The organism is Paenibacillus sp. J31R120, from assembly GCF_056269225.1.
Map to the genome: position 1 here is coordinate 814,358 of NZ_JBWDNN010000001.1, position 24,484 is coordinate 838,841.

Consider the following 24,484-nt stretch of genomic DNA (forward strand, 5'->3'; position numbering starts at 1 on the left):
ATTTGGCGATTTATGACAAATAAAGTCGAATACAGGCAGGAAAAGTGAAGCTACGGGTGGAATGAATAAGGGAGACATCATTCCACATGAGGAGCGGAACGAATATGAGCCAAACGGAATATTCTGCATCAGGACATCCCATTCACAGGCACAAGGAACGAGAAGACTCTTTTCAACCTGCATATGGCGACGAAGAAACGATTGAGAAGGTAACTGCCCACGTCGAGAAGCATATCGGCGAAGTTGATTTTGTCTTTCATGAAATCGTATCCGATAAGGTTCATATCGATGTACTGCGCGTGCCGCCAACGAAAGGAAGAAATTATTATACGTTAGTTACATGCGGCATGAGCGCGTTGCCCATGACGGTACCGCAAGGAGCCGAGCAATTCCGCTTTGCGGAACTGCTGCTATGTCTGCCTTCTGATTGGCCGCTGACGGAAGAAGCTATGCAAGATGATAAGAACTATTGGCCGATTCGCTGGTTGAAGACATTGGCCAGATTGCCGCATGACTATAACAGCTGGCTATATGCAGGCCATACCATTCCGAATGGCGATCCGGCGGAGCCTTTTGCACCGAATACGAAGCTGTCAGGCATGTTGCTTTCCCTGCCAACAATTGCGGAAGATCCGAATGGATTTTTTACGCTCCAGATGTCCGAGGAGAAGGAAGTGCACTTTTTCTCCCTGCTGCCTATATACAAAGAAGAGATGGACTTTAAGCTTAAGCATGGTGCGGAGGAATTGTTCCAGAAGCTGGACGAAGCGAGAATTAACGAGTTCCTGCAAGTTCAACGCAAAAACGTATGTAAAAAATCATGGTTTGGTTTTCGCTAAGCTCTAATATACATACAAAACCCGCTGATCTGCCCAGATCAGCGGGTTTCTTATTAACTCTTGAAGTGATCTCTCATTTTCTCGTACGTTTCTTGCATCTCGTCGCTATTATTTTCATTGAAGAAGGCAAAGGCTACTTTGGAATCCATGACTAGAACAATAATTTCACGATTGTCATCCGCAGTAATTAACGTCAATGTCCCTTTGGCGCCATTCTCGCCCTTGAAGTCAACGGTTTCGGCGACGGTTGGGTTTTTAAATTTTTCTTCTTCCTTGCGTATAGACGCTGCGCCTAACAGAAAGAGCGAGGCCACTTCCGGATTGACGCTTTCTTCCACATATTTTTGCTTCTCCGCCACGTCGCTGCCGTTCAAGTAGATATTGACGTGATCGAGAGCCAGCTTCTGGGCTTCTACCCATTCTTTTTTCGGTTTTTTGGTCGGCTCCGGCTTCGTGGAACCTTCGGTTTGTCCGTTTGGCGATGCGGACGAATTTGCTTGGTTTTGGCTGCAGCCCGCTACTAATAAGGATAACGCGAGTGCTGCCGCTGCTAGTGCTTTTTTGTTCATGTTCGATAACCTCCTGCATAGATCATGCTGATCAGGGGCGCTATGTAAGGTCTTTTCATCCTGCTTACATTCAGACGTCTCCATCTCCAAAACCAATCAGCTTGGGCTGGCGGAGAAGGCCGCTGTCTGTAAATTCCAGCGCGGAGACGCGGCAAGGGAAGGGGACGCTTAGCCAGGCCACTTCGGATTTTTTCATACCGGGCGTCAGTACCGGGAAGGGGCATTCCCCGGGATAGTCCCGCATGAACTGCTCCAGAATGCGTTTCGACGCATAATCCAGCCCCGATACATGTCCGACATATTGACCCTCATATCGTAGCACAAGACTGGACACTTGTCCTTCCCTTAATTTGATGCCGACCACCTCAGCGTGAAGGTACAGCTCCTTGCGTTTCTTATACCACGATTGATGATGTTTGCCTTCCGTATAAGGACTGTCCAGCTTCTTGGAGACAAGGCCTTCCCAGCCGCGCTCATGCAGCCATTCCCATAATGCTTGCCCATCGTCGAATAAATCCGAAACCATCAATCGGGGCGTCTTTTCCGGGAATTTGGAGGCCAGCCGCGCAAATCGTTCACGGAAAGGAAGCGGGCGAAGGTCTTCGTCCCCGTCATGCAGCAGATCGAACAGGACGAGCAGCAGCTCGTCCCGTCCGTTGCCGTTGCGTATGCCAAGCCGTCCTCTTTGGAAATTAGGCCTCACGCCGTCAAAATAAATAATTTCCCCATCCGCGACACACGCGCCGACTTGTAAGGTTGTCAGATGCTCTACAATTTCCGGGAATGTCTTGTTCCGTCGTTCCATTTTTTTGGAGAACAGCTCCACCCCGCCTGATCCGTCCAGTCTGACAATCGTGCGGACCCCGTCCCATTTGATCTGATAGCACCACTCGGGTCCTTCCGGAATATCCGGCGCCAGAATCGGGGACATCGGAACAGACGGCAGAGGTATCCTGCTGCTGGATGATCCTGTCATGAAGCTGTGCCTTTCGTTGTTTTCTTCGGCTTCTTCTCTTTGGTGGCGGCGGGTTTGCGTTTTGCTCCGGCTTTACCGGTATCGGTCGGGATTTTGGCTGCGTCGAGACTGGCCTGCAACGCAGCCATCAGGTCGATGACCTTGGTCGAATCGGTGGCCGGTGCCGCTACGACATCGACGCCTTCGCCAGCCATCTTGGATTCAATCGCCTGCAGCAGCGAGTTGCGGTAGTCGTCTGTATATTTCTCCGGGTCGAACGCCGCTGAGAGCTGATCGATGAGCAGTTTGGCAATCTCCAGCTCCTTGTCGTTGACGGACACTTGCTCCGGCAAGTTAGGCACGTGGGTAATGGAGCGGATCTCATCGGGGAAGTGCATCGTCTCCAGGCACAAGCAATTGTCTACGACACGGATTGCCGCGAGACGGCTTTTGCTGCGGATAGAAATTTTGGCAATGCCGATTTTCCCCGTTTGACGAATGGCTTCAAGCAGCAAGCCGTAAGCGCCGGAGCCTGACATATCGGGGGACAGGTAGTAGGCTTTTTCGAAATAGATGGGATCGATATCGGTCAGGTTGACGAAATCCAGAATTTGAATCGTTCTAGCCGACTCTGGCCGCAGTGCATCCAGCTCTTCTTCGGTGAACAGGACGAACTTGCCTCGTTCGTATTCAAAGCCTTTTGCGATTTCGTCATTTTCAATTTCCCGGTCGCAGTGGGCGCAAACGCGCTTCTGGGAGATGGGCGTGCCGCATTCCTTGTGGATGCTGCGGAATCGAACATCCTTATCCTCCGTAGCGGTGAACATTTTGATGGGGACGTGGACGAGACCAAAGCTGATGGCGCCTTTCCATACGGTATGCATGAACGAATAACCTCCATAGATTTTTTTGGGGACAATCGCAATGGCTTGCAAGCTGCTTTATTGAATAATTACTTTCAGCATTCCCATTCTGGCTGCTATATTATTTTTGCCTGCGATGTATATTCGTGGCGAAACCGGACAAGATAAAATCATCGGCGTCGGAAGATGCCGTAGACAACCGCGGAGAAGACTTACGTTTCCCCATAAGTTCTTCGTCCGGTTTCTCCTCTCCCATGAAAGAGGCCCCCGAAAGGGGGCCTCGATTATTTTTGTAAGACGACATCGCTTGGAAAATATAACTTGGGAGGCACATTTGAGCGGGTTTTTTTTCAATCTGAGCGTTAGGACCCCTCATTCTTTTCATAACGCAAGTATGTGCAAGGTTTGTTTCTCCCCTATGAACATGCCTCGAAATAAGGTTTAATTCTCCTTTTGACTTGAAAACAATAACTGTCCTTCGATGTTACTTCAAAGATCAGTTTCGACAAGGTACTTTCCCAATAACCATGAATGTTCCCCGCGTTGTTGTTTACTTGAACCGGAAAGAGGAAATATGGATCAGGAACATGATGCAAGATGGCAGCAATTATTGCGATTCCCCGCTCAGAGATGAGGTCACGAGGAAATGAACATATTTATTGGTTAATAATGCATACTGCAAAGTGGCGTTTTGCCAGCAGAAAATACCCAGGAATGGTGTATAAACGCTGTAAGGATTTATTGAATCGAAGAAGAAAACAGAACAATGAGACTATACTTGGGTTAAGCGGATGTATAACGGTGAATGGGGGAATGTTTCATGAGGCTCCCGTTGACACTGGGATGATTTATGGCAGCAGAGTAGCAGTTGAACCATGTTGTATTAGGGACGAGAAGAACGTTTTGATAACGAAATAATGTTCTTGTTCTTATCATCACCTTGATCCTCATTTTCTTCTTTCTCTTGTTTCTCATCGTGAAACTCAACATGAGAATGGGCCGTGATGTAGTCAAATGGAGTGTAATTATTACTCGGTAGTCCTTTTTTAATGAGCATCTTGCCAATGACGAACGCTAATGAGAGAAAGAAAATACCGCATACTCCAATCGACATGTATAGTACAAAGTTCATTATAAACACCGCCTTTGTTTGATTTTATACTTAAATGTTAATATTTACAATAAATTGAGTTGCTAAGTTCTATTTGACCGAAGAGGCTACAAAAAATGGATGAAGAATAGAATCGCTGAAAAGCGCGGGAACAAGCATGGCGAAATTGAATTGGGTTGTATTCGGAGGGTAATGGAAGCCACAGTATTGTATTCTGTTCCGGCAGGAGTAGAGCGCGTAATCTGTTCATGAAGAACACGCCAAAGGTGTCAGACTGGACATTCCCATGGTTGCTGCTGGTTCTCGGCATTGCTAGTGGTATCCTGCTCGTTGGAGACTTGCTGCAAGGTGCTATTCAAAGCGTGCTTGTGACTGGTGCGACAGTTCTGGCACATCAGCTCGTAAAGCCAAACATTAAATAAACAGGCACAACTAAGCCCGCTGTCCATTACGGTCCGCGGGCTTTTTTTATTTCGTAGAAAACCACATTCCAGCAACATCAATCAACGGATTGAGATCATCTTTCGTTACCTCCAGTTGTTAACTGATAAGGCTTCACCGGAGCTCGATTTGTCAACTTTAACGTTAATGTCCGACAACAGGAATTCGTGATTCGCTGACGGCGATGGATTATATTCATTCCAACCTTTTACGACTTCTTGAGCCTCTTTACCGCGAATGGTTTTATTCAACGTTATAGATACATCAAAGTTCTTCTTATCTGCACCGGTTATAGCGAAAAACTGTTCAACCGAAAATGAGTGTGTTTTTCCTATAGGAACAGGATTACTCCTGGTGCCAACAACTTTTTCAACGGATTATTTCTTCCCGCTTTGACTCACAGCTGCTCGCGTATCCCCGTTTGTACTGCTTGTTCCATCGAAGGTGGAGAGGAATACTACAACAAGGAGAGTGCCAAAAATAACGATGCCGCCAAAACAAATAGCGACTATCCCAATAATTTTTGCTGCAGAAGATTTCTTTTTTACAATGATTGGCGGATAGGTTGTGCTTAGCATCCAATGCCCGCATCTAATACAATTGTTTGCTGATTGATCGTTATGAGTCCTGCACGCAGGGCAAATGTAGATATAATCGCTCATCGTGTTACTCCTTCCGGAAGTGGATAAATCCCTCTACAGTCTACTACATACCTCCAAGCGTGCCTATCGGTTTTATGAAAAAGAAAAGAAGTGCGATCTGCATTGCTTTTTTATCGACAACAACATGCTCCAGTATGTTGGGAACATCCTTAACTGAACGGACCTCGTCCTTTGTGTGCATCGTCTCTATGCAGGGGTAGTTGTCAACGGCACAGAACGCGGCCACCAGGCACTAGCTCAGAATCGTCACTCTAGCGATTCCTATTTTGCCGGATTGACTGATGGACTCAATAGTAGATTATGGGTATTGGAGCCAGCCAAGTCTGGGGACAGGTAGTAGGCTTTATCGAGAGTCACTGGTAATTTCACCCGCTGTATGTTGACCGTTGTTGACCAATTGTTGACCAAACCATCACCAAAGCACAAAAAACGCCAACTATTCACTACATACAAGTAAAGATACCCCATAATACCAAAGGACACACAAGTAAACTGAAGGGCATATCTGTCTTCTTCCATGAAAGAGGCCCCCGAAAGGGGGCCTTGATTATTTTTGGCCGCATTTTTGAAGCGGCATTTTTTGTATGGGATGAGAATTTTTCCGTTCAATCGGAAATTGAATGGAGTCATCATCGCTTATGAGAAAACGATCGTCTGGTTCAAGGAGACCAATGTCGCCATTACCGCACAATAATTAACGCTAAGAATACTACGTTTCAAAATGTGTTCGATATTCGTAAATCACTTGGCGGCGCCTAAGCAGCTCAGCTTTGCAGTAAAAACAGGGCCCTCTTATATGGAGAGCCCTGTTTTGTCATGAATGGATCATTCGTATGCCTCTAAGGCCGAATCGTTACTCTTGTTCCGATAGGCACTAGCGATTGCAGCTCCAGAACATCTTGATTATACATGCGGATGCAGCCATGCGAGACTTCTCCGCCGATCGATGAGGGATCATTGGTACCGTGTATGCCGTAAGACGGCTTGGACAGGCCCATCCAGAATGCGCCGAACGGACCTCCCGGATGCGGCTGTTTGTTAATGATCGTAAATTCTCCGTGAGGGGTCTGGGTTACCATTCTCCCGATGCCGACGGGGTAGGCGCGAACAACGATATTGCCGTCGAGCAAATAAAGCTGGCGATCGGACAAATCTACAATAATGCGATAGTTGGGCATGAGCTTCCTCCTTTTTTGTATACTATGGCGCTGCGGGCTGGAGTGGTTGGGTGGCGGAAAAAAGGCTAAATCGGTTGACGGCCGATTCAAGTATTCATCTTTATTCTCCGTGGGAATGTATGGTACGATAAGCGGTGAATGATTGCGAAAGGGGCAAAAAGCAGTGAGAATCATCGCAGGCGCGGCGAAAGGGCGCGCGCTGAAGGCCGTGCCGGGCATGAATACAAGGCCCACAACGGACAAGGTAAAGGAAGCGATCTTCAGCATGATCGGTCCTTACTTCGACGGAGGCATCGCGCTGGATTTGTTCGCGGGTACAGGCGGACTTGGCCTTGAGGCATGGAGCAGGGGCGCGGAGAAAGTAATATTTGTCGATAAGGATAAGATAAGTGTGGATATTATTCGTCACAATGTGCGAACCGCGGGGGCGGAGAGCGATGCTGAAATTTACCGCAATGATGCCGATCGCGCCTTGAAAGCGTTGGCAAAGCGGGATCTCAGCTTTACACTCGTGTTCCTGGACCCGCCTTACCGGATGACGGAGATGAATGAAGTCATGGGCGAGTTGGCCGAAAAGGGCATGCTGGAGCCGGATGCTACTATTGTCGTGGAGCATGACGCGACCGTTGCATATCCGGATGACATGCCAGGCTTCGAGCAGACCAGAACCGCAAAATACGGCGATATAGCCGTTACCATATATCGATACATAGGAGAAATTATGGAAGATACGAATAGGAGCGAATCGGATGTCAACGAATGAGAATAAAGCAGCAGGACAACCCCGGAAGGAACGCATCGCCGTATATCCAGGCAGCTTTGATCCCGTTACCTATGGCCATCTGGACATCATTCAGCGCTCGGCAAAACAATTCGATCGTCTGATCGTCGCAGTCTTGAACAACACGAGCAAAAATCCGCTTTTTAGTGTCGAGGAGCGCAAGGAGCTGCTTCGCGAAGTGACTAAGGATTTGCCGAATGTAGAAATTGACAGCTTCCGCGACTTGCTGGTGCGATTCATGCGCAGTAAAGAAGCGGATGTTATTATCCGCGGCATTCGCTCGGTAACCGATTTCGAATATGAGCTTCAACTCGCTTCAACGAATCATTTGCTAGATGGCGAGATCGACACGATGTTCATGATGACGAATCCGAAATATTCCTATCTCAGCTCCAGCATTGTAAAGGAGATCGCTCAATTCAAAGGGGAAGTGAAAGAATTGGTGCCGCCTGTCGTCGAAGCACGCCTCAAAGAGATATACGAAGCCCGCTCCTGATTGCATTCGGATAATCGGAACAATCCGCCAATACGAATCGCTAGCGATGGATGCGAGCCGGTCCCGACTTTCCCGGTATAAATGCGTATAGAATGAGCATCACTGCGAATACAATAGCTGCCGAAGCGACGGAGTATAGCCATAGGACAGGCAAGTCGCTTGCTGTCAAGGCGGTCATCGGCATGCTGACATCTATCGAGGATGTATAATAGTGGCCGGATAACATAACCGGAAATCCGCCTTCCGGCGCGAGTTTTCCGGCAAGCCAGCTTAGTGGACGCCAAAGCAAAAAGGTTAGCAAAAAAGCATGCAGCGCATGGTTTAGCCGATGGGCGACAAAAGGAAGCATTTTGAGATCAGTTCCTGCAATGGCGTAGCCGGTCTGTAATATGCCGGCGAGGCCGCTCCAGGCTAATATGGCCGCAATAACGGCGCAGCCGAAAGCGGCGCTGCCGCCCGGCGCATTCCAGATGGCGGCGGCGTATGATCCCAGATGGCTCTCGAAGAAGGCGGCGCCGATGAAGGAGAAGCCCTTCTTTTGAAGCGGGGCAAGCAAGGGCTCCGACAGCTTGGCCAGCACAGCGGCGAAGATCATGAAGCCTCCTACGACCATCAGCTTTTGCACGCTGCCGGAGACGGCATCGCCAAGCACCTTACCGAAGCTGCGGCCGTCTTGTTCCCGGCCGGCTTGGAGGCCATGCGCGAATGCCGACAGCCAGCCGGTAGGGCGTGTCTGATCTTTGGCTGCCGGAGCTTGCTTCCGCTGGCGAAATATCGAAGTCATCAGCAGCAGCCACAGGGCGGACACCCAGACGGCTGCTGCTATCATCATGCCTGCAATCGGCTTGTGAAGGAAGCCCGCTCCAATTACGACAAGCATAAAGAGCGGGTTCGGCATATGGGCGAAGGATAGCAGACGCTGTCCTTGTGCCCGGTCGAGCAGCTCCCGCTTGCGTAAGGAAGCGACAGCCTCCGAGCCTGCGGGATAACCGCCTGCCCAGCCGAATACGAGGGCCAGAGCCGCTTCGCCGGGCAAACCGAGCACGCGCTGCATGAGAGGCTGCAGGGTCGTTCCGATCGCATGAGCCAGGCCGAAGGCCATCATGATCTCATATAAGACGAGAAACGGGAGCAATCCCGGAAACACGATATTCCACCATACGGTAAGGCCTTGCAGAGAAGCCTGGAACGAGGCATCGGGCTGTACGATGATGGAGCCCACCAGCAGGATAGACAAGACGGCAAGAATGATGGTTTTGGGCATGCCGATCAACTCCTTTGGGACAAACCATTTACGTTTATTCTTACGTTGTACGAAGTGAAGATAGACCATGAATCAATAAGCATGCATCGATGGGAGGGAGCCTATGCGAAGAGGACTAACTGCTGTGCGGCGCATCTTTATTACGGCGGCGATTACCGCGCTTGTGATGTGGGGGCTTCTGTATGCTCCTACACCTTATCTGGTATACGAACCGGGCATTGCTGTGCCGGTGGAGCCAATGATCTCGCTGGAATCCGGTGTGCCTGCGGACGGAGGGCAGTTTTTGCTGACGGCAGTCAAGCTGATTGAACCTAACTTGTGGGGGGTCATGAAGGCGTCGGTAAATCGGGATCGGGATGTTTATCAGAAAAGCTCCGTATTCGGCAATTACACGAAGGAACAGTACGCCGAACGGCTGACAGTAATTATGGAAGGTTCGCAATACGACGCGGTTGAGGCGGCTTACCGGTATTTGAAAGTGCCCTACGAAGTGAAGACGGAGGCCATCGTCATTACCGATATCATCCGAATTTCCGATCAGCCGGTCGGGAGGCTGCGCGCAGGGGATAAGCTGCTGCGGTTGGAAGGCGGAGAGCCGTTCGAAAGCGTCGAGGATGCCGCAGATCAAGTCATTGAGGCGCTTGAAAAGAAGGCGGGAGGCGCGCTAGAATCGGTCATGATGGAGATCGAACGAGAGGGCAAGCAGATGATGATGGAGCTGGAGCCTTCGGCTACTTATACGGATGGTGCTGCTGAATCGGATGAGAAGCGGTTGGCGTTGTTGTTGGGCGCGAAGAGCTTTGTCGAGCTGCGAACAGTTGAAGCGACTCATAAGGAGCAGAGACTCTCAATTTCAGCAGGGGAGATTGGCGGGCCATCCGCCGGGCTAGTTTTTACGCTGGGCGCTATCGACTTGCTCACGGAAGGCGATCTGACGCAGGGAGCGCGGATCGCAGCCACAGGTACGATTAGCCCGGAAGGCAAGGTAGGTGCGATAGGCGGAATTAAGCAGAAGGTGGTCTCGACTTCGGGAGAGGATGCGGAGCTATTCTTGGTCCCTAAGGCGAATGAGAGAGATGCGCTGGGCAAAGCGAAATCCATTAAGACGGATATGAAAATAGTTGGTGTAGATACGCTTCAGGAAGCGCTGGATGCTATAGCTGCGTTTGCGTCGAACCGGTAATATGTGAGTTTCGGAACTTATTAATATGTTGTAATGTGGTGAACCGTACTGTGGGTGCACTAGAGACTTGCTGAGCGCTTCAGTTCGGTGTTTTGACGGTGGGTACGCTGTGTGAGGTAGGTCGACGAGACCGACTTAAGGTGTCTGAAGAGCCCATACGAGCGAAATAAGTCGGTGAGACCGACTTATAAGTGTACGAAGAGCCCATACGAGTGAAATAGGTCGACAAGGCCGACTTATAGTGTACGAAGCGTCCATACGAGTGAAATAAGCCGGTGAGACCGACTTATAAGTGTACGAAGAGCCCATACGAGTGAAATAGGTCGACAAGGCCGACTTATAAGTGTACGAAGAGCCCATACGAGTGAAATAGGTCGACAAGACCGACTTAAAGTGTCTAAAGAGCCCATACGAGTGGAATAGGTCGGTGAGACCGACCTATAAGTGTACGAAGAACCCAAACGAGTGGCATAGGTCGACGAGACCGAATTAAAGTGTCTGAAGAGCTCATACGAGCGAAATAGGTCGGTAAGACCGACTTATAAGTGTACGAAGTGTCCATACGAGTGGAATAGGTCGGTGAGACCGACCTAAAGTGTCCGAAGCGTCCATACGAGTGAAATAGGTCGGTAAGACCGACTTAAACGTGTCTCGTGTCTATGGGCGTCTCGCTCATCGCTCAACCTAGCCGACGCGTGTTCAAGCGAAGAGCCCGTCAAATCATGACGGGCTTTTCTCTGTAGTCGCGGAACAGCGACGCTGACAGATGGCGTCCGCTCGCGCCGAGCAAATAAGCGTTGCTCGCCCTAACGTCCAGGTCGAGGTAGCGGTAGGGCTCAGGCGGCCTGGCGGCGCTGAGCAGGACGGGCAGGGAGGATGTCACGCGCATTCGCTTCAGCAGCGTCCTTCCCCTCTCGGTGAAGCCCAGCACACGAATATACTCTACCCCGCCGGCTAGCTTGTCCGGCGTAAACTCTTCCTGCGCATGTCCGAGCAAGACGGACAGGAGCGCGCGCTGCAGCCGGGTACGGGTGTAGCGCCTCGTCTTGAGCAGCGACAGCAGCTCCCCGAAGCTTGCTTCGCCAAGCTCAGGCATAGCATTCAGTATGCGATGCTCTAGCCCCTCGCTAACATCGCGGTATGACGCCAGCGAAGCTGGATCGATCGTTAATAGCTTATGCATTAATGCGGGCATATAGCGCTCCCAGCTCACAGGCGAGACGCCAGTCGAGGCGCAGGACTGAATGTTCCGGTAGGTTGATACCGGAACAAATGGCTTTGCCGCCCCCAGTGACTGGCTCTCCAGCAGCAGCTTGCGGATTGCCGTCGCGCTGGCGATGGAGCCATCGGTGATCGATTCCTGATGGTATTGCGCTTTTTCGCGGGCAATGGTGTAAGGGCTCATTGCGCCTTTGATGCGCTTCAAAGCAATAAGGTAATGCAAGCCGAGCGTATGGTTCGGCGTATCGAAGGGGAACGAAGCGGCATCGGCATGGCCCTGCTCAGTCAGATACGCCTGCAGGGCGCCGCTGTAGGCCACAGGATAACTTATCCCTGTGTCCAGCTGGTTTCTGAGCAGCGCTTGAAAGCGCGGCGGCTCGGAAGCCGCAATCTCCGCTGCTTGCAGCAGAGGAGGGAGCTCGCCGCTCTCTGTACCGAAGCAGAAGGCATCGACAACGCCTGTCGCCTCCAATAGCGATACCGCGCCGTAAGCGAACCATTCCGCCGCATGCGTCGCATAGGCGACGGGAAGCTCGATGACCAGATCGCAGCCGCCCTCCAGTGCCATGCGGGTCCGTGTCCACTTGTCCCACATTGCAGGTTCGCCGCGCTGCAGGAAGTTGCCGCTCATGACGGCGACTACGGCATCGGCTTCTGTTAATTTGACCGATTGGCGCAAATGATAAAGATGTCCGTTATGGAACGGATTGTATTCTACAATTAGGCCTACAGCGCGCATTGGATTCGCAAGTCTCCCCATCTTCTTGATTTATAGGTGATTTCACTATAGCATAGAGAGGATGCCGCATCACAGCGGAAGATGTCCAATACGAATTGCAACGTGAAATTGTTGACAAAAGATCGTTTGAATAGCTATAATAATCTTTGTTTGTTTGGAGTGATGATATGCAGTTTCATATGCAAGAGATGATGTCCAGGGGCCTGAAGGCAACCGTGCAAGAAGCGCTCGATGTGAGCGAATTGTTCAAGGGACGGGCGGATGTAATTGCGGCTGGTCCGCTCCATGTATCGCTTGAGGTTGCTGGTCACGATGGATTCGTAACGGTCGACGGTACACTAACCATCGATTTGGAGCTTGCATGCTCACGTTGTCTTGAACCGACTAAGGAACATACGGTCATTCCCTTCTTCGAACAGTTCAAGCCTCCTTCCAAAGAGGAAGCAGACGGCAACACGGACGAAAACGAAGAATTTGTGGAATTGAAATCGGACAGACTGGACCTGTTGCCGTTTCTGGAAGAAGCGCTTCTGGTGTTCATGCCTTTTGCGCCGCTGTGCGGCAAGGATTGCAAGGGACTCTGTCAGACCTGCGGAGAAAACTTAAATGAGCGAACCTGCGAATGCAAAAACGAGCGGATCGACCCTCGCTTTGAATCGCTGAAGGATTTGTTTAAGGAGTAACGGCATTGATTTTGTGAAGGAGGTGGGAAAGATGGCAGTACCTCAGCGTAGAACATCCAAAACTCGCCGCGACAAGCGTCGCACGCATTTCAAACTTGCGATACCGGGTATGGTAAAATGCGAGCAATGCGGAGAGCTGAAATTGGCTCACCACGTATGCAAAGTGTGTGGATATTACAAAACAAAAGAGATCATTTCCCAATAATAATGATTTCCATGATAGCACTTCATCTCGCGGTGAGGTGCTATTTTTTGGTTTCATTGCGCAGAATGACTTTTTTTTATATACTAATTTAGTACCAGGTGATAAAAATATACGCTTAACATATATCTAGTAGGGAATGGTCGGCGATAACGTTTTGCTAGAATTGGCGCTCAGTCATTCCTAATACACATGATGGACAAAGGGGTGAGACGAGCATGGAACGAATGCCCAAGCGCCAACGGCATCAGCTGCTGGCCCAGCATATCGATGAGAATCCTTTTATGACGGACCGGGAGCTGACGCGCCTGCTGAAGGTCAGCATACAGACGATCCGGCTTGACCGGATGGAGCTCGGTATACCGGAGCTTCGGGAACGGTTGAAGCTGATGGCGGAACGTTCCTATGATTCCGTACGCTCCCTGCCGCTTCATGAGGTGATCGGGGAGATTGTGGACCTGGAGCTGGACAAGAGCGGTATCTCAATCTTTGAGATCAGGGAAGAGCATGTCTTTTCCCGCACGTCTATTGCGAGGGGCCATCATGTGTTCGCGCAAGCGAACTCACTGGCCGTTGCCGTGATCGACGACGCCATCGCGTTGACCGTTACGGCTGACATCCGCTTCATACGTCCGGTAAGGCTGGGCGAGAAATGCATCGCCAAGGCCTATGTCCGTTCGATCTCGGGAGAGCGAAGCAAATCGAAAGTCGAGTTATTCACATATGTAGGTGACGAAATGGTGTTCCAAGGCAACTTCGTCATCTTCAGATCCGCTGGCAACAGGGATGATGGAGGAGGAGAAGAACATGCGGATCGCCATTGACGCAATGGGGGGAGATCACGCCCCTGAGCAGATTGTAAGAGGCGCACTGGATGCCGCGGCCGAATGGCCGGACACCGAGCTGCTGCTTGTAGGCGATAAAGCTGTGATCGAACCGCTGCTTAAGGAAGGACTTCCTTCCAACGTTCAGCTCATTCACGCGGATGAGGTGATCGGTCCGGATGATGAGCCGGTGAAAGCGGTCAGACGCAAGAAGGGCGCATCCATGGTCGTGGCAGGCCAATTGGTCAAGGACAAGCAGGCTGACGCCATGCTCTCAGCTGGCAATACGGGAGCGCTTATGACGACAGGCTTGCTGGTTGTAGGCAGGATGGAGGGCATCGAGCGTCCCGCGCTCGCTTTTGTTTTGCCGACGATGGATGATGTAGGCATTCTGGCGATGGACCTCGGTGCGAATATGGACGCGAAGCCTGAGCATCTGGCACAATATGCGGTCATGGGCAGCATCTATCGCGAGAAGGTGCATGGCATCAAGCAGCCAAGAGTAGGACTGCTGAATGTCGGCACAGAAGCGAAGAAGGGCAACGAAATAAGCAAAGCGGCTTATGAGCTCATGGAGCAGGCGCCGATTCATTTTGTAGGCAACGTGGAATCCAGAGATGTCCTGAACCGGAATTGCGACGTGCTTATATGCGACGGATTCTCAGGCAACATTATGCTGAAATCGCTGGAGGGCACGGCGGGCACGATCTTCACAATGCTGAAGAGTGCGTTCGGTACTTCCTTCCTGACGAAGATTGCAGCAGCGATCATGTTGCCGCAGCTCAAGAAGCTTAAGAAAAAGATGGACTACAAGGAGCATGGCGGGGCGCCGCTGCTCGGCCTCAATGGACTAGTCGTGAAGTGCCACGGCTCATCCGACGCTGTCGCAGTGAAAAACGCGGTTCGTCAGGCAAGAATTGCCCTTCAAGGCAATATGATAGAATCAATCTCTTCTGAAATTAACGGGAAGTGAGTGTGAAGCATGGGTTTGCATCCTGTCGGCATTATTGGAACGGGCAAATATGTGCCCGAACGGATTCTTACAAATCAGCAATTGGAGCAAATGGTAGAAACGAATGACGAATGGATCGTAACCCGGACGGGAATCAAGGAGCGTCGGATGGCAGCGGAAGCGGAGGCAACCTCCGATCTGGCTTATGAAGCGGCAAAGCAAGCGATTGCTGCAGCGGGCCTGACGGCGGAGGATCTCGATCTGATTATCGTATCAACGATTACGCCGGATATGTTCTTCCCGTCCACCGCTTGCCTGCTGCAAACGAAATTAGGGGCAACCAAAGCGGCGGCATTCGATCTGTCCGCAGCTTGCTCCGGCTTCATCTACGGACTGGCGACGGCATCGAATATGATTGCCACCGGCATGTACAAGCATGTGCTTGTCGTAGGCGCGGAGACATTGTCCCGCATTACGGATTATACCGACCGCAACACATGTATTCTGTTCGGCGACGGCGCAGGTGCTGTTGTACTTGGGCAGGTCGAAGAGGGCAGAGGCTTCCGCTCTTTCGAGCTGGGAGCAGACGGAAGCGGCGGCGAGCTGTTGAAGGTTAGCGGCGGCGGTTCGCGTATCCCGTCCTCGGAGCACAGTATCTCCACGAAGCAGCATTACATCCATATGGCAGGCAATGACGTGTTCAAGTTTGCTGTGCGTATTATGGGCAGTGCTGCAGAGGACGCGCTTGCCAAGGCAGGCCTTGCGAAGGAAGACGTAGATCTGCTTATCCCGCATCAAGCGAACATCCGGATTATTCAATCTGCGCTGAACCGGCTGAATCTGCCGGAGGAGAAAGCGATGATCAATTTGGACAAATACGGCAATATGTCGGCTGCATCCATTCCGGTTGCTCTGGCCGAAGCCGTAGAGCAGAACCGCGTAAAGCAAGGCGATACACTGGTGTTCGTCGGCTTCGGCGGCGGCTTGACATGGGGAGCATCCGTACTGGTTTGGTAATATAATGCGGTGACAGGTCCGCTTGTGAAAGCGGATGAACCGTATGGGAATTGGCTTAGGAGGGGAAACGCGTTGGCGAAGACGGCATTTGTATTTCCCGGACAGGGAGCTCAGGCTGTAGGCATGGGCAAGGACGCATACGACGCGTTCGAGAATGTTCGGGACATCTTCCAGAAAGCCGATCAGGCACTGGGCATGGAATTAACCCAGCTTATTTTCGAAGGACCGGACGAGGCGCTTAAGCAGACAGCAAATACGCAGCCGGCACTACTCACGGTAAGCGTTGCGTACTTGAAGCTATTGGAAGCGAGCGGCCTTAAGGCGGATTATGTAGCGGGCCACAGCCTGGGAGAATATAGCGCGCTCGTCGCGGCGGGCGTATTGTCCTTCGAGGATGCGGTGCGTACGGTTCGCGCACGCGGCTTGTATATGGAGCAGGCCGTGCCTAGCGGGCAAGGCGCTATGGCGGCAGTGCTTGGCGCAGAGCGCGACGCGCTAGCGAGCTTGTGTGAAGTGATTACTGCCGAAGGAAGCGCGGTGGAGCTGGCGAATGTGAACTGTCCGGCTCAGATCGTAGTCTCCGGTACAGCGCAAGGCGTGCAGGCTGTTGTGGAGCGGGGTAAGGATGCGGGAGCGAAGCGGGTCATTCCGCTTGAGGTAAGCGGTCCGTTCCACTCCTCGCTGATGAAGCCAGCGGCTGAACAGCTTGCGTCTACACTTGCAGGTGTGACGTTCTCGGATGCATCCGTTCCAGTAGTGGCGAACGTAACGGCTCGTGAAGTGTCGGATGCTTCCGCTATCCGCAAGCTGCTTGTGGAGCAGGTCTATTCTCCTGTATTGTGGGAGGACAGCGTGCGCTACCTGATCGAGCAAGGCGTAGATACGTTTGTTGAAATCGGTTCGGGTACGGTGCTTGCGGGCTTGATCAAAAAAATCGACCGCAATGTCCGTGTCATATCGGTAAATAACATCTCGGCGCTGGATGCGCTGCAGGTGAAATAATCCAAGACGGAGGGGATCCTAATGTTTGCGAGTCTGGAAGGGAAGAAAGCGCTCGTAACAGGCGCTTCGCGAGGCATCGGCCGCGCCATCGCAATTGCGATGGCAGAGGCGGGCGCCGACGTGGCGATTAACTATTCCGGCAGCGAAGCCGCTGCTGCGGAGACAGCATCCGCTGTTGAAGCGCTGGGACGCCGTGCGATCATTGTGAAAGCGAATGTCGGCAAAGCCGATGAATTCGACGCCATGGTGAAGGAAGTTATCGCGCAGCTTGGCGCGCTGGATATTCTTGTGAATAACGCTGGCATTACAAGAGATAATTTAATTATGCGCATGAAGGAAGAAGAATTCGATCAGGTCATCGAGACAAATCTGAAAGGCGTGTTCAACGGCATCAAAGCGGTTACGCGTTCGATGATGAAGCAGCGCTCCGGCCGGATTATTAACATCTCTTCCGTCGTCGGCGTGCTCGGCAATCCTGGACAAGCTAACTATGTTGCGGCGAAAGCCGGCGTTATTGGCTTGACGAAGGCTAGCGCAAGAGAACTTGCTTCGCGCGGCATTACCGTCAACTGCGTCGCGCCTGGATTCATCCAGACCGACATGACGGACAAGCTGTCGGAGGATATGAAGGAATCGCTGTCCGCCGGAATCCCGCTCGCGCGCCTTGGCGACGCGGCAGATATTGCCAATGCGGTCAGATTCCTCGCATCCGATGCGGCAGCCTATATGACAGGCCAGACGGTCCACGTTGACGGCGGCATGTACATGTAGCAATTAACCAGTGAATGTAGGCCTTTTGCCCAGTAAGGTAAAGATGGCAATTTACATTTAATTCTCGTATAATACGGTGGAGGAGGTGAACCGGATGTCCGAAGTAGTAGAACGCGTAAAACGTATTGTCATCGACCGCCTTGGCGTAGACGAAGCAGAAGTAACCCTTGAAGCTTCCTTCAAAGATGACCTCGGAGCTGACTCTCTTGACGTCGTTGAATTGGTCATGGAGCTGGAAGACGAGTTTGATATGGAAATCTCTGATGAAGATGCAGAGAAAATCACTACGGTGGGAGAAGTTGTGACTTACATACAATCTCATACCTAAGGATGGACAAGTCCCGTTGCGATATACGGGACTTCTCTCCATGTAGCGCATTTTCGACGCTTTTATAACGTTTATAATGAAGCCTAACCGCTTTTCATATAGAAGGAAGATTCATCATTACGGTCTTCTAAATCGCTGTCTGCAGAGGTGAATGCAATGAAACAGAGAGTTGTCGTTACAGGCATGGGGGTCATTACATCGCTAGGTTCCGATTTGGAGCAATTTTGGGGGAACCTGCTTGAAGGAAAGTCGGGCGTATCCGTAGTGGAGGCATTCGATTTCTCCGAATATCCGACGCGCATTGCGGCGGAGGTCAAAAACTTCAATCCCGAAGAGTACGGTTTGGATAAAAAAGAAGCGCGCCGCATGGATCGCTTCGTTCAATTCGCGGCTGTCGCAAGCAAGCTGGCTGTGGCGGACTCGGGCATCAAGATCGGCGAGAATGCCGACGCTGAGCGCGTGGGCGTGATGATCGGTTCCGGCATCGGCGGTCTTGGCACTTGGGAAGATCAGCATAACGTACTGCTGGAGAAAGGTCCGAAGCGCGTTAGCCCGTTCTTCATTCCGATGATGATCGCGAATATGGCATCCGGCCAAGTGTCGATGCTGACTGGCGCGAAAGGTCCTAACAGCACAGCGGTTACCGCTTGTGCGACAGGCACGCACTCCATTGGCGATTCGTTCAAGATGATTCAACGCGGCGACGCTGACGTTATGTTCGCCGGCGGTGCGGAAGCAACAATCCGTCCGACAGGCATGGCCGGCTTCTGCTCGATGCGCGCGATGTCGACGCGCAACGAAGAGCCTGAGAAAGCAAGTCGTCCGTTCGATGTGGATCGTGACGGATTCGTAATGGGTGAGGGTGCAGGCGTGCTCGTACTGGAGTCGCTTGATCATGCCATCGCTCGCGGCGCTAAGATTTATGCCGAAGTGGTTGGCTATGGCATGAGCGGAGACGCTCATCACATGACAGAGCCTGATCCGGATGGAGCTGCGCGTTGCATGGTGAAGGCAATCCGTGATGCTGGCATCGAGCCGTCCGAGATTGATTACATCAATGCGCACGGTACATCCACACCGGTAGGCGACAAGTCCGAGACAACGGCTATTAAGAAGACGTTCGGTGATCACGCTTACAAAGTGGCGGTCAGCTCCACGAAGTCGATGACGGGCCATCTGCTCGGCGCGGCGGGCGGCGTAGAAGCCGTTATTCTTGGCCTGACGCTGAAGAGCGGTGTCATTGCTCCAACGATTAACCTGGACAACCAGGACCCTGAGCTCGACCTGGACTACGTGCCGAATACGCCTCGCGAAGCGAACGTGAAGTACGCGCTGTCTAATTCGTTTGGCTTTGGGGGCCATAATGCTACGATCGTGATGAAAGCATATGAAGCATGAACATTTTGACGAGCTGCAGCAGAAGCTGCAGCTCGCTTTCAAACGTCCAAGACTGCTGAGACAAGCGTTCACGCACACCTCTTATGTGAATGAGCATAAGCGGGGCTCGGTACAGGATAACGAGCGTCTGGAATTTCTGGGCGACGCGGTGCTTCAATTGCTCGTCTCTGAATACTTGTTCACCACCTATCCGAAGCGGCCGGAAGGCGAGCTGACCCGAATGCGGGCATCCGTCGTCTGTGAACCGTCGCTCGCTTACTTTGCGGAGCGGATGGAGCTGGGCAAGTATGTGCTGCTGGGACGGGGTGAGGAGCAGCTTGGGGGCAGGCATCGTCAAGCGTTATTGGCAGACTTGTTCGAGTCGTTTATCGGAGCGATCTTCCTCGATGCGGGGATCGAGCGCACGCGTGTATTTCTGGAAGAGCATATGTTTCCCTTCATCGAATCCAACGACTTTGGCTTGCTCATGAAGGATGCCAAGTCCAAGCTTCAGGAGAAAGCGCAGCATAACGGCCTTGGTCCGGTTGAATACCGCATTGTGGAAGAGCGCGGACCTGCTCATGACCGTGAATTTATCGTCGAGGTATGCCTGGGCGAGGAACGGTATGGCCTTGGAGCCGGCCGCACGAAGAAGGAAGCGGAGCAGCGGGCAGCTGCGGAAGCATGGAATACGCTTACCGCTCAAGACGCGTGAAGGCGCGTGTGGAACAGTTGCCGTGGATGCTGGAGAGCGTATGGACTCCGGCGAAGATGACCATATCGGATGGATAAGACCTCTTTTGGCCGGATGACGGTACGAAGGGGTCTTTTTGATGGAGATGATAGGTTTAATATGGTAAAATGAGGGTGAAATCCTTGAAGAAGCAGCGTATGCGAGTGAAAGAGGAGATGGGCGTATGATCTATATCGTGGTTGTTGTACTAATCGCAGCAGCAGTCCGGACGTTCAGTTATTATGGCGTTGCGATGCCTTATTCGAAAGGCATCGTCTTGGCAACTGGCTTTTCTTTCTTGGCGCTCATCTGCCTGGCACACAATCACGCAGTCAGCCTGTCGGCGGAGGCCAATGACGGCATTGGGATATCTAATGCAATCGCCTATATGATTATTGGCGAGGACGGATGGTCGGTCCAATTGTTCGAATCCTATATGACAGGTTCGATTCTGCTGACCTTTTTGCTGCTTCTAGCTTATCCCTGCATGTTGACAATCGAGAAGAAAGCGAGCAGGCGTCGGCAAGCGGCCGGCAACGCAGCCGCAACTGAATAAGGAAGTTTATGGAACCTGATTGAGGAGGCGGATAGCCTCTTTTTTGTTGCCTCCAAGCGGTGTGATTACGGGATGCGCAGCGTCTGAAATGATTAACGCAAATAACAATTATGTGGTACAATGGTGGGTGAGGTGAAAGCCAAACTATGTTTTTGAAGCGGATTGAATTAGCGGGTTTCAAATCCTTCGCCGACAAGACCGAGCTTGAATTTGTAACCGGTATTACGGCGGTGGTCGGGCCTAACGGCTCAGGAAAAAGCAATATCTCCGACGGCATCCGTTGGGTGCTTGGCGAGCAAAGCGCCAAGAGCCTGCGCGGAGGCAAGATGGAGGATATTATATTCGCCGGCAGTGACGCGCGCAAAGCGGTCAACTACGGTGAGGTTTCGCTTACCCTCGATAATGCGGACGGCGCTTTGCCTCTGGAGTACAACGAGGTTACGGTGACCAGAAGGGTACACCGGAGCGGCGATAGCGAATATATGATTAACAAGCAGCCATGCCGGCTGAAGGATATAACGGAGCTGTTCATGGATACGGGCATTGGCAAGGAAGCTTATTCCATTATCGGCCAAGGGCGTATCGAAGAGATTCTGAGTACGCGCTCCGAGGACCGCCGCGGTATCTTTGAGGAAGCATCTGGCATTGTGAAATACAAGTCCCGCAAGCGCGAAGCGCAGAAGAAGCTCGACGAGACCGAGCAGAATCTGCTGCGGATTCACGACCTCGTGTCGGAGCTGGAGGATCAGGTTGAACCGCTGCGCAAGCAGTCGGAGAAGGCGATCCACTTCAAGGCGCTTAAGGAAACGTTGAAAACCAAAGAAATTTCGATGTACGTACATAATATAGAGACGGTTCATCAAGCCTGGTCACAGGCGACGGACAAGCTGGAGAAGCTTCAAGGGGAGCAGCTTCAACTATCCACAGTCGTCAGCAAGCATGATGCGCATCTGGAGCAAGACCGTCTTCAATTGCGCGAGATCGAGCAAGAGCTGGACGTCTTGCATGCTTCCATGCTGCAAATCAGCGAGGATGCGGAGAAATGCGAAGGCTACGGCGAAGTGCTGAAGGAGCGCGGCCGCAACCTGGAGCAGAACAAGCGGCAGCTGGAGGAATCCATTGCATCGCAGGACGAGCGGATTTTGGCGCTGGTCAAGGAAGAGGCAGAGTTCCGCAGCCGCGCCGCTGCGCTTGAGCTGGAGCTTGCTGAGCTCCGTGTCAAACTGGCAGCCGAGGAAGCGAACCTTGTTGGCGTTGCTGGCGGGGCGGTTGTGGATGCGGAGGAGAAGCTGAAGAGCGAGCTGCTTGACGTGCTGAGCGCAATGGCGCAGCATCGCAACGAAATTCGTTATGCGTCGCAACAGAGAGAGACGCTTCAGCGTCGGATGGAGCGGCTCAGCGAGGACGAATCGAAGTGGACGGAGCAGATGGCCCGGCTGGATGAGAGGCGCAGCGCGCTGGAGCAGTCACTAGCCGATGCGCTGACTACGCTTGGCACGACAAGAAATCGTATGCTGGAGCAATCGGAAGCGACCAAGTCGCTCACATTGCAACTGGAGGAAGTGATGTCGGCAATCCGCAAGTGGGAGCAACGGCTTGACAGCCACATTTCCCGGCGGGATACGATGAAGGAGATGCAGGATGCGCTAGACGGCTTTATGCAGGGCGTTAAGGAAGTTCTGAAGTCTGCTAGGCGCGGCTCGGGCGCGGTTGAAGGGGTTCACGGCGCAGTAGCCGAGCTCATTCGCGTGCCGCAGCGCATTGAGGTTGCGGTGGAGACGGCGCTTGGCGGCGCTCTCCAGCATGTCGTCATGGAAGATGAGCGCACGGCACGGGCGGCTATTGCTTTCCTTAAGCAGCGCCAGCTTGGACGAGCGACCTTCCTTCCTCTGGATGTTATCAGGGGGCGGATGGTGCCGGAGAACGATAAGCGGACGTTTTCCGCTGTGGAAGGTTTTGTCGGCGTCGCAGCAGATCTGGTCGGCTGTGATGACCGTTATCAGGCCATCGTGAACAACTTGCTGGGCAACGTGCTGCTCGCGGAGACGCTTGAGCAGGCGAACAAGATTGCATCCAGGTGCCAGTACCGCTATCGTGTCGTTACGCTGGAAGGCGACGTCGTCAATGCCGGCGGCTCGATGACGGGCGGCAGCTTGCAGAAGAAGGGCGCGAGCTTGCTAGGAAGAGGACGGCAGATCGAAGCGCTTGATCAGGAGATTAAGGATGCGAAAGCGACGGTTGCGGAGCTGAAGAACCGACTAAGCGACTTGCGTAAGGAACAATCGATCCGTTCGCAGGATATGGAGGAGCTGCGCGAGAACGCCGAGCAAACCCGGATTCGCGAGCAAGGCATCCGTGCTGAGCTGCAGCAGCTTGGTTCAGAGGCGAAGCATCTGTCGGAACAAAACGCGGTGTCGACCTCTGAGCGAAGCTCACAGACGGAAGAGCGGGAGCAGATTGAGCAGATGGCGGCAGCGGCGGAGCAGCGTCTGGAGCAATTAACGCTGGATGAGGCAAGGCTGCAGGAAGCGATCCGATTGGCCGAGGAGCGCCGCAAGGCGAGCGAATCGGCTAAGGAAGAGCTGCAAGGACAATTGACCGATATTAAGATTGCGGTCGCGAAGACCGATCAAGAGAAGCATAGCTTCGAGGATCAGGCTAACCGCGTGAGAAGCGATATTCAGCGCGCCAAGAGCGAGCTGTCGGGCCTGCGCGCCTTGTCCGAGCAGCAGGTTGAAGAGATGGCAAGACATGCCGAGGAGAGCGTTACCCAGATTGAGCAGCTCAATCATCTGCGAATCAAGAAGGCGAATTGCGCGGAGCAGACAGACCTGAAGCGGGCAGCCAGAGCGCAGCGCATCGCCGAGCTGGAGCAAGGCGAAAGCGAGACGAAGGAGCAGCGTGCCCAGCTTCGCGTCGTAGAGGATCAGATGAGAAGCACGGAGATTGCCGTTAACCGGCAAGACGTGGAGCTGGACAACCTGCTTCGCAAGCTGAGCGAGGAGTATGAGCTCAGCTTCGAGCTGGCGAAGGGGCAATATCCGGTGCCGGAAGATGTGCTTGGCACACAGAACGAAGTCCGCGATTTGAAGCGACAGATTGCCGCGCTGGGCGAGGTCAATCTGGGTGCGATCGAAGAATACGAACGCGTCAAGGAACGTTACGAGTTCCTCTCGGAGCAGAAGAACGATCTGATCGAAGCGAAGACAGCTCTCTATCAGGTCATCAAAGAGATGGACGACGAGATGTCGAAGCGATTCCGGACGACATTCGAAGCCATTCGCGGACATTTTGGCGTCGTCTTCGCCAAGCTGTTCGGCGGCGGACGGGCTGACCTGGTCATGGTCGATCCGGATAGAGTGCTTGATACCGGCATTGATATTGTGGCTCAGCCTCCGGGCAAGAAGCTGCAAAACCTTCAGCTGCTGTCCGGCGGAGAGCGGGCGCTTACGGCGATTGCGCTGTTGTTCGCCATTCTGCAAGTGAAGCCGGTGCCGTTCTGCGTGCTTGACGAAGTCGAAGCAGCGCTGGACGAAGCAAACGTAGCCCGTTTCGCACAATACTTGCGCGAATTCTCGGAGCTGACGCAATTTATCGTCGTGACCCACCGCAAAGGAACGATGGAGGAAGCGGATGTGCTCTATGGGGTTACGATGGAAGAAGGCGGCGTATCGAAGCTGGTATCGGTACGTCTGGAAGAAGAAGCGGGAGAGCCGGTATCGGCTTAAGTGTAACCA

The 24,484-nt window shown here is 52.5% G+C and carries 28 protein-coding genes; 18 read left to right on the top strand and 10 right to left on the bottom strand.

Annotated elements, in window-relative coordinates; genetic code table 11:
• The first annotated feature begins 104 nt into the window (after positions 1-104).
• On the top strand, positions 105-839 hold the full coding sequence (locus AC0YNW_RS03705) for a suppressor of fused domain protein (RefSeq protein ID WP_475830790.1): 735 nt from the start codon (positions 105-107) through the stop codon (positions 837-839).
• Between the two features lie 53 nt (positions 840-892).
• On the opposite strand, the gene AC0YNW_RS03710 is transcribed toward AC0YNW_RS03705, so the two are convergent.
• From AC0YNW_RS03710 to AC0YNW_RS03730, 5 genes are all read right to left on the bottom strand, one after another.
• Entirely contained in the window at positions 893-1,408 is a 516-nt protein-coding gene (locus AC0YNW_RS03710; RefSeq protein ID WP_475830791.1) for a hypothetical protein, read from the bottom strand.
• Between the two features lie 70 nt (positions 1,409-1,478).
• A complete protein-coding gene (locus AC0YNW_RS03715) occupies positions 1,479-2,384 on the bottom strand; it encodes an ATP-dependent DNA ligase (RefSeq protein ID WP_475830792.1) in 906 nt (301 codons plus the stop codon).
• Complete coding sequence (gene ku / locus AC0YNW_RS03720) at positions 2,381-3,247, bottom strand: non-homologous end joining protein Ku (RefSeq protein WP_475830793.1); 867 nt, start codon at positions 3,245-3,247, stop codon at positions 2,381-2,383. Before ku ends, AC0YNW_RS03715 begins: the two co-directional genes overlap by 4 nt.
• A 100-nt stretch (positions 3,248-3,347) precedes the next feature.
• Complete coding sequence (locus AC0YNW_RS03725; RefSeq protein WP_475830794.1) at positions 3,348-3,482, bottom strand: hypothetical protein; 135 nt, start codon at positions 3,480-3,482, stop codon at positions 3,348-3,350.
• A 627-nt stretch (positions 3,483-4,109) separates the two neighbouring features.
• Positions 4,110-4,358: a DUF3951 domain-containing protein gene (locus AC0YNW_RS03730; RefSeq protein ID WP_475830795.1), complete on the bottom strand. Its 249-nt coding sequence runs from the start codon at positions 4,356-4,358 to the stop codon at positions 4,110-4,112.
• 227 nt (positions 4,359-4,585) lie between these two features.
• Between AC0YNW_RS03730 and AC0YNW_RS03735 the strand changes: the two genes are divergently transcribed.
• A complete protein-coding gene (locus tag AC0YNW_RS03735; RefSeq protein WP_475830796.1) occupies positions 4,586-4,759 on the top strand; it encodes a phage holin family protein in 174 nt (57 codons plus the stop codon).
• Positions 4,760-5,155: 396 nt separating this feature from the next.
• Here the strand turns inward: AC0YNW_RS03735 and AC0YNW_RS03740 are convergent, their stop codons facing one another.
• The gene (locus tag AC0YNW_RS03740) at positions 5,156-5,440 is read right to left on the bottom strand and encodes a hypothetical protein (protein ID WP_475830797.1); all 285 of its coding nucleotides are present in this window, start codon (positions 5,438-5,440) and stop codon (positions 5,156-5,158) included.
• Between the two features lie 261 nt (positions 5,441-5,701).
• Entirely contained in the window at positions 5,702-5,959 is a 258-nt protein-coding gene (locus AC0YNW_RS03745) for a hypothetical protein (protein WP_475830798.1), read from the bottom strand.
• Positions 5,960-5,993: 34 nt separating this feature from the next.
• On the opposite strand from AC0YNW_RS03745, the gene AC0YNW_RS03750 reads away from it, so the two are divergent.
• Positions 5,994-6,134: a hypothetical protein gene (locus AC0YNW_RS03750; RefSeq protein WP_475830799.1), complete on the top strand. Its 141-nt coding sequence runs from the start codon at positions 5,994-5,996 to the stop codon at positions 6,132-6,134.
• Positions 6,135-6,279: 145 nt separating this feature from the next.
• On the opposite strand, the gene AC0YNW_RS03755 is transcribed toward AC0YNW_RS03750, so the two are convergent.
• Entirely contained in the window at positions 6,280-6,618 is a 339-nt protein-coding gene (locus AC0YNW_RS03755) for a L,D-transpeptidase (RefSeq protein ID WP_387474619.1), read from the bottom strand.
• Between the two features lie 142 nt (positions 6,619-6,760).
• Between AC0YNW_RS03755 and rsmD the strand changes: the two genes are divergently transcribed.
• Both rsmD and coaD read left to right on the top strand, forming a co-directional pair.
• Positions 6,761-7,381 (top strand): 16S rRNA (guanine(966)-N(2))-methyltransferase RsmD, encoded by a 621-nt coding sequence (gene rsmD / locus AC0YNW_RS03760; RefSeq protein WP_475830800.1) that lies wholly within the window; start codon positions 6,761-6,763, stop codon positions 7,379-7,381.
• Positions 7,368-7,895 carry a pantetheine-phosphate adenylyltransferase gene (coaD, locus tag AC0YNW_RS03765; protein WP_387474623.1) on the top strand — a complete coding sequence of 176 codons (528 nt, stop codon included), beginning with the start codon at positions 7,368-7,370 and terminating at the stop codon, positions 7,893-7,895. The genes rsmD and coaD overlap by 14 nt, the downstream gene beginning before the upstream one ends.
• Positions 7,896-7,935: 40 nt before the next feature.
• Here coaD and AC0YNW_RS03770 read toward each other — a convergent pair whose 3' ends face one another.
• Entirely contained in the window at positions 7,936-9,159 is a 1,224-nt protein-coding gene (locus AC0YNW_RS03770; protein ID WP_475830801.1) for a nucleoside recognition domain-containing protein, read from the bottom strand.
• A 103-nt stretch (positions 9,160-9,262) separates the two neighbouring features.
• On the opposite strand from AC0YNW_RS03770, the gene AC0YNW_RS03775 reads away from it, so the two are divergent.
• Complete coding sequence (locus AC0YNW_RS03775) at positions 9,263-10,342, top strand: S16 family serine protease (RefSeq protein ID WP_475830802.1); 1,080 nt, start codon at positions 9,263-9,265, stop codon at positions 10,340-10,342.
• 715 nt (positions 10,343-11,057) lie between these two features.
• On the opposite strand, the gene AC0YNW_RS03780 is transcribed toward AC0YNW_RS03775, so the two are convergent.
• Positions 11,058-12,302 carry a nucleotidyltransferase gene (locus AC0YNW_RS03780; protein WP_475830803.1) on the bottom strand — a complete coding sequence of 415 codons (1,245 nt, stop codon included), beginning with the start codon at positions 12,300-12,302 and terminating at the stop codon, positions 11,058-11,060.
• A gap of 167 nt (positions 12,303-12,469) precedes the next feature.
• On the opposite strand from AC0YNW_RS03780, the gene AC0YNW_RS03785 reads away from it, so the two are divergent.
• The 12 genes from AC0YNW_RS03785 to smc all read left to right on the top strand — a co-directional run bounded on the left by AC0YNW_RS03785 (position 12,470) and on the right by smc (position 24,475).
• Entirely contained in the window at positions 12,470-12,985 is a 516-nt protein-coding gene (locus AC0YNW_RS03785) for a YceD family protein (protein ID WP_475830804.1), read from the top strand.
• Positions 12,986-13,016: 31 nt separating this feature from the next.
• Positions 13,017-13,190 carry a 50S ribosomal protein L32 gene (rpmF, locus tag AC0YNW_RS03790; protein WP_116043433.1) on the top strand — a complete coding sequence of 58 codons (174 nt, stop codon included), beginning with the start codon at positions 13,017-13,019 and terminating at the stop codon, positions 13,188-13,190.
• 224 nt (positions 13,191-13,414) lie between these two features.
• Positions 13,415-14,011 (top strand): transcription factor FapR, encoded by a 597-nt coding sequence (fapR, locus tag AC0YNW_RS03795; protein WP_387475340.1) that lies wholly within the window; start codon positions 13,415-13,417, stop codon positions 14,009-14,011.
• On the top strand, positions 13,995-14,984 hold the full coding sequence (plsX, locus tag AC0YNW_RS03800; RefSeq protein ID WP_475830805.1) for a phosphate acyltransferase PlsX: 990 nt from the start codon (positions 13,995-13,997) through the stop codon (positions 14,982-14,984). The genes fapR and plsX overlap by 17 nt, the downstream gene beginning before the upstream one ends.
• A gap of 9 nt (positions 14,985-14,993) precedes the next feature.
• Complete coding sequence (locus tag AC0YNW_RS03805) at positions 14,994-15,980, top strand: beta-ketoacyl-ACP synthase III (RefSeq protein WP_475830806.1); 987 nt, start codon at positions 14,994-14,996, stop codon at positions 15,978-15,980.
• A 72-nt stretch (positions 15,981-16,052) separates the two neighbouring features.
• Complete coding sequence (gene fabD / locus AC0YNW_RS03810; RefSeq protein WP_475830807.1) at positions 16,053-16,982, top strand: ACP S-malonyltransferase; 930 nt, start codon at positions 16,053-16,055, stop codon at positions 16,980-16,982.
• Between the two features lie 21 nt (positions 16,983-17,003).
• Positions 17,004-17,753 (top strand): 3-oxoacyl-[acyl-carrier-protein] reductase, encoded by a 750-nt coding sequence (gene fabG / locus AC0YNW_RS03815; RefSeq protein ID WP_475830808.1) that lies wholly within the window; start codon positions 17,004-17,006, stop codon positions 17,751-17,753.
• 94 nt (positions 17,754-17,847) lie between these two features.
• Complete coding sequence (gene acpP, locus AC0YNW_RS03820) at positions 17,848-18,081, top strand: acyl carrier protein (protein ID WP_120106762.1); 234 nt, start codon at positions 17,848-17,850, stop codon at positions 18,079-18,081.
• 156 nt (positions 18,082-18,237) lie between these two features.
• The gene (fabF, locus tag AC0YNW_RS03825) at positions 18,238-19,479 is read left to right on the top strand and encodes a beta-ketoacyl-ACP synthase II (RefSeq protein ID WP_475830809.1); all 1,242 of its coding nucleotides are present in this window, start codon (positions 18,238-18,240) and stop codon (positions 19,477-19,479) included.
• Positions 19,469-20,173 (top strand): ribonuclease III, encoded by a 705-nt coding sequence (rnc, locus tag AC0YNW_RS03830; protein ID WP_387474643.1) that lies wholly within the window; start codon positions 19,469-19,471, stop codon positions 20,171-20,173. The genes fabF and rnc overlap by 11 nt, the downstream gene beginning before the upstream one ends.
• Positions 20,174-20,375: 202 nt before the next feature.
• Positions 20,376-20,747 (top strand): hypothetical protein, encoded by a 372-nt coding sequence (locus AC0YNW_RS03835; protein WP_475830810.1) that lies wholly within the window; start codon positions 20,376-20,378, stop codon positions 20,745-20,747.
• Between the two features lie 146 nt (positions 20,748-20,893).
• Positions 20,894-24,475 carry a chromosome segregation protein SMC gene (gene smc / locus AC0YNW_RS03840; RefSeq protein ID WP_475830811.1) on the top strand — a complete coding sequence of 1,194 codons (3,582 nt, stop codon included), beginning with the start codon at positions 20,894-20,896 and terminating at the stop codon, positions 24,473-24,475.
• Positions 24,476-24,484: the final 9 nt, after the last annotated feature.

Excerpts from the sequence above, each read along its gene's own strand:
- AC0YNW_RS03710 (WP_475830791.1), bottom strand. The coding sequence starts at position 1,408 with ATGAACAAAAAAGCACTAGCAGCGGCAGCACTCGCGTTATCCTTATTA.
- smc (WP_475830811.1), top strand. The coding sequence starts at position 20,894 with ATGTTTTTGAAGCGGATTGAATTAGCGGGTTTCAAATCCTTCGCCGAC.
- acpP (WP_120106762.1), top strand. The coding sequence starts at position 17,848 with ATGTCCGAAGTAGTAGAACGCGTAAAACGTATTGTCATCGACCGCCTT.
- rpmF (WP_116043433.1), top strand. The coding sequence starts at position 13,017 with ATGGCAGTACCTCAGCGTAGAACATCCAAAACTCGCCGCGACAAGCGT.
- AC0YNW_RS03775 (WP_475830802.1), top strand. The coding sequence starts at position 9,263 with ATGCGAAGAGGACTAACTGCTGTGCGGCGCATCTTTATTACGGCGGCG.
- ku (WP_475830793.1), bottom strand. The coding sequence starts at position 3,247 with ATGCATACCGTATGGAAAGGCGCCATCAGCTTTGGTCTCGTCCACGTC.
- AC0YNW_RS03770 (WP_475830801.1), bottom strand. The coding sequence starts at position 9,159 with ATGCCCAAAACCATCATTCTTGCCGTCTTGTCTATCCTGCTGGTGGGC.
- AC0YNW_RS03745 (WP_475830798.1), bottom strand. The coding sequence starts at position 5,959 with ATGGAAGAAGACAGATATGCCCTTCAGTTTACTTGTGTGTCCTTTGGT.
- AC0YNW_RS03835 (WP_475830810.1), top strand. The coding sequence starts at position 20,376 with ATGATCTATATCGTGGTTGTTGTACTAATCGCAGCAGCAGTCCGGACG.
- AC0YNW_RS03755 (WP_387474619.1), bottom strand. The coding sequence starts at position 6,618 with ATGCCCAACTATCGCATTATTGTAGATTTGTCCGATCGCCAGCTTTAT.
- coaD (WP_387474623.1), top strand. The coding sequence starts at position 7,368 with ATGTCAACGAATGAGAATAAAGCAGCAGGACAACCCCGGAAGGAACGC.
- AC0YNW_RS03735 (WP_475830796.1), top strand. The coding sequence starts at position 4,586 with ATGAAGAACACGCCAAAGGTGTCAGACTGGACATTCCCATGGTTGCTG.
- plsX (WP_475830805.1), top strand. The coding sequence starts at position 13,995 with ATGCGGATCGCCATTGACGCAATGGGGGGAGATCACGCCCCTGAGCAG.
- AC0YNW_RS03740 (WP_475830797.1), bottom strand. The coding sequence starts at position 5,440 with ATGAGCGATTATATCTACATTTGCCCTGCGTGCAGGACTCATAACGAT.
- AC0YNW_RS03725 (WP_475830794.1), bottom strand. The coding sequence starts at position 3,482 with ATGGGAGAGGAGAAACCGGACGAAGAACTTATGGGGAAACGTAAGTCT.
- AC0YNW_RS03715 (WP_475830792.1), bottom strand. The coding sequence starts at position 2,384 with ATGACAGGATCATCCAGCAGCAGGATACCTCTGCCGTCTGTTCCGATG.
- fabG (WP_475830808.1), top strand. The coding sequence starts at position 17,004 with ATGTTTGCGAGTCTGGAAGGGAAGAAAGCGCTCGTAACAGGCGCTTCG.
- fapR (WP_387475340.1), top strand. The coding sequence starts at position 13,415 with ATGCCCAAGCGCCAACGGCATCAGCTGCTGGCCCAGCATATCGATGAG.
- AC0YNW_RS03805 (WP_475830806.1), top strand. The coding sequence starts at position 14,994 with ATGGGTTTGCATCCTGTCGGCATTATTGGAACGGGCAAATATGTGCCC.
- AC0YNW_RS03785 (WP_475830804.1), top strand. The coding sequence starts at position 12,470 with ATGCAGTTTCATATGCAAGAGATGATGTCCAGGGGCCTGAAGGCAACC.
- fabF (WP_475830809.1), top strand. The coding sequence starts at position 18,238 with ATGAAACAGAGAGTTGTCGTTACAGGCATGGGGGTCATTACATCGCTA.
- rnc (WP_387474643.1), top strand. The coding sequence starts at position 19,469 with ATGAAGCATGAACATTTTGACGAGCTGCAGCAGAAGCTGCAGCTCGCT.
- AC0YNW_RS03780 (WP_475830803.1), bottom strand. The coding sequence starts at position 12,302 with ATGCGCGCTGTAGGCCTAATTGTAGAATACAATCCGTTCCATAACGGA.
- AC0YNW_RS03705 (WP_475830790.1), top strand. The coding sequence starts at position 105 with ATGAGCCAAACGGAATATTCTGCATCAGGACATCCCATTCACAGGCAC.
- AC0YNW_RS03730 (WP_475830795.1), bottom strand. The coding sequence starts at position 4,358 with ATGAACTTTGTACTATACATGTCGATTGGAGTATGCGGTATTTTCTTT.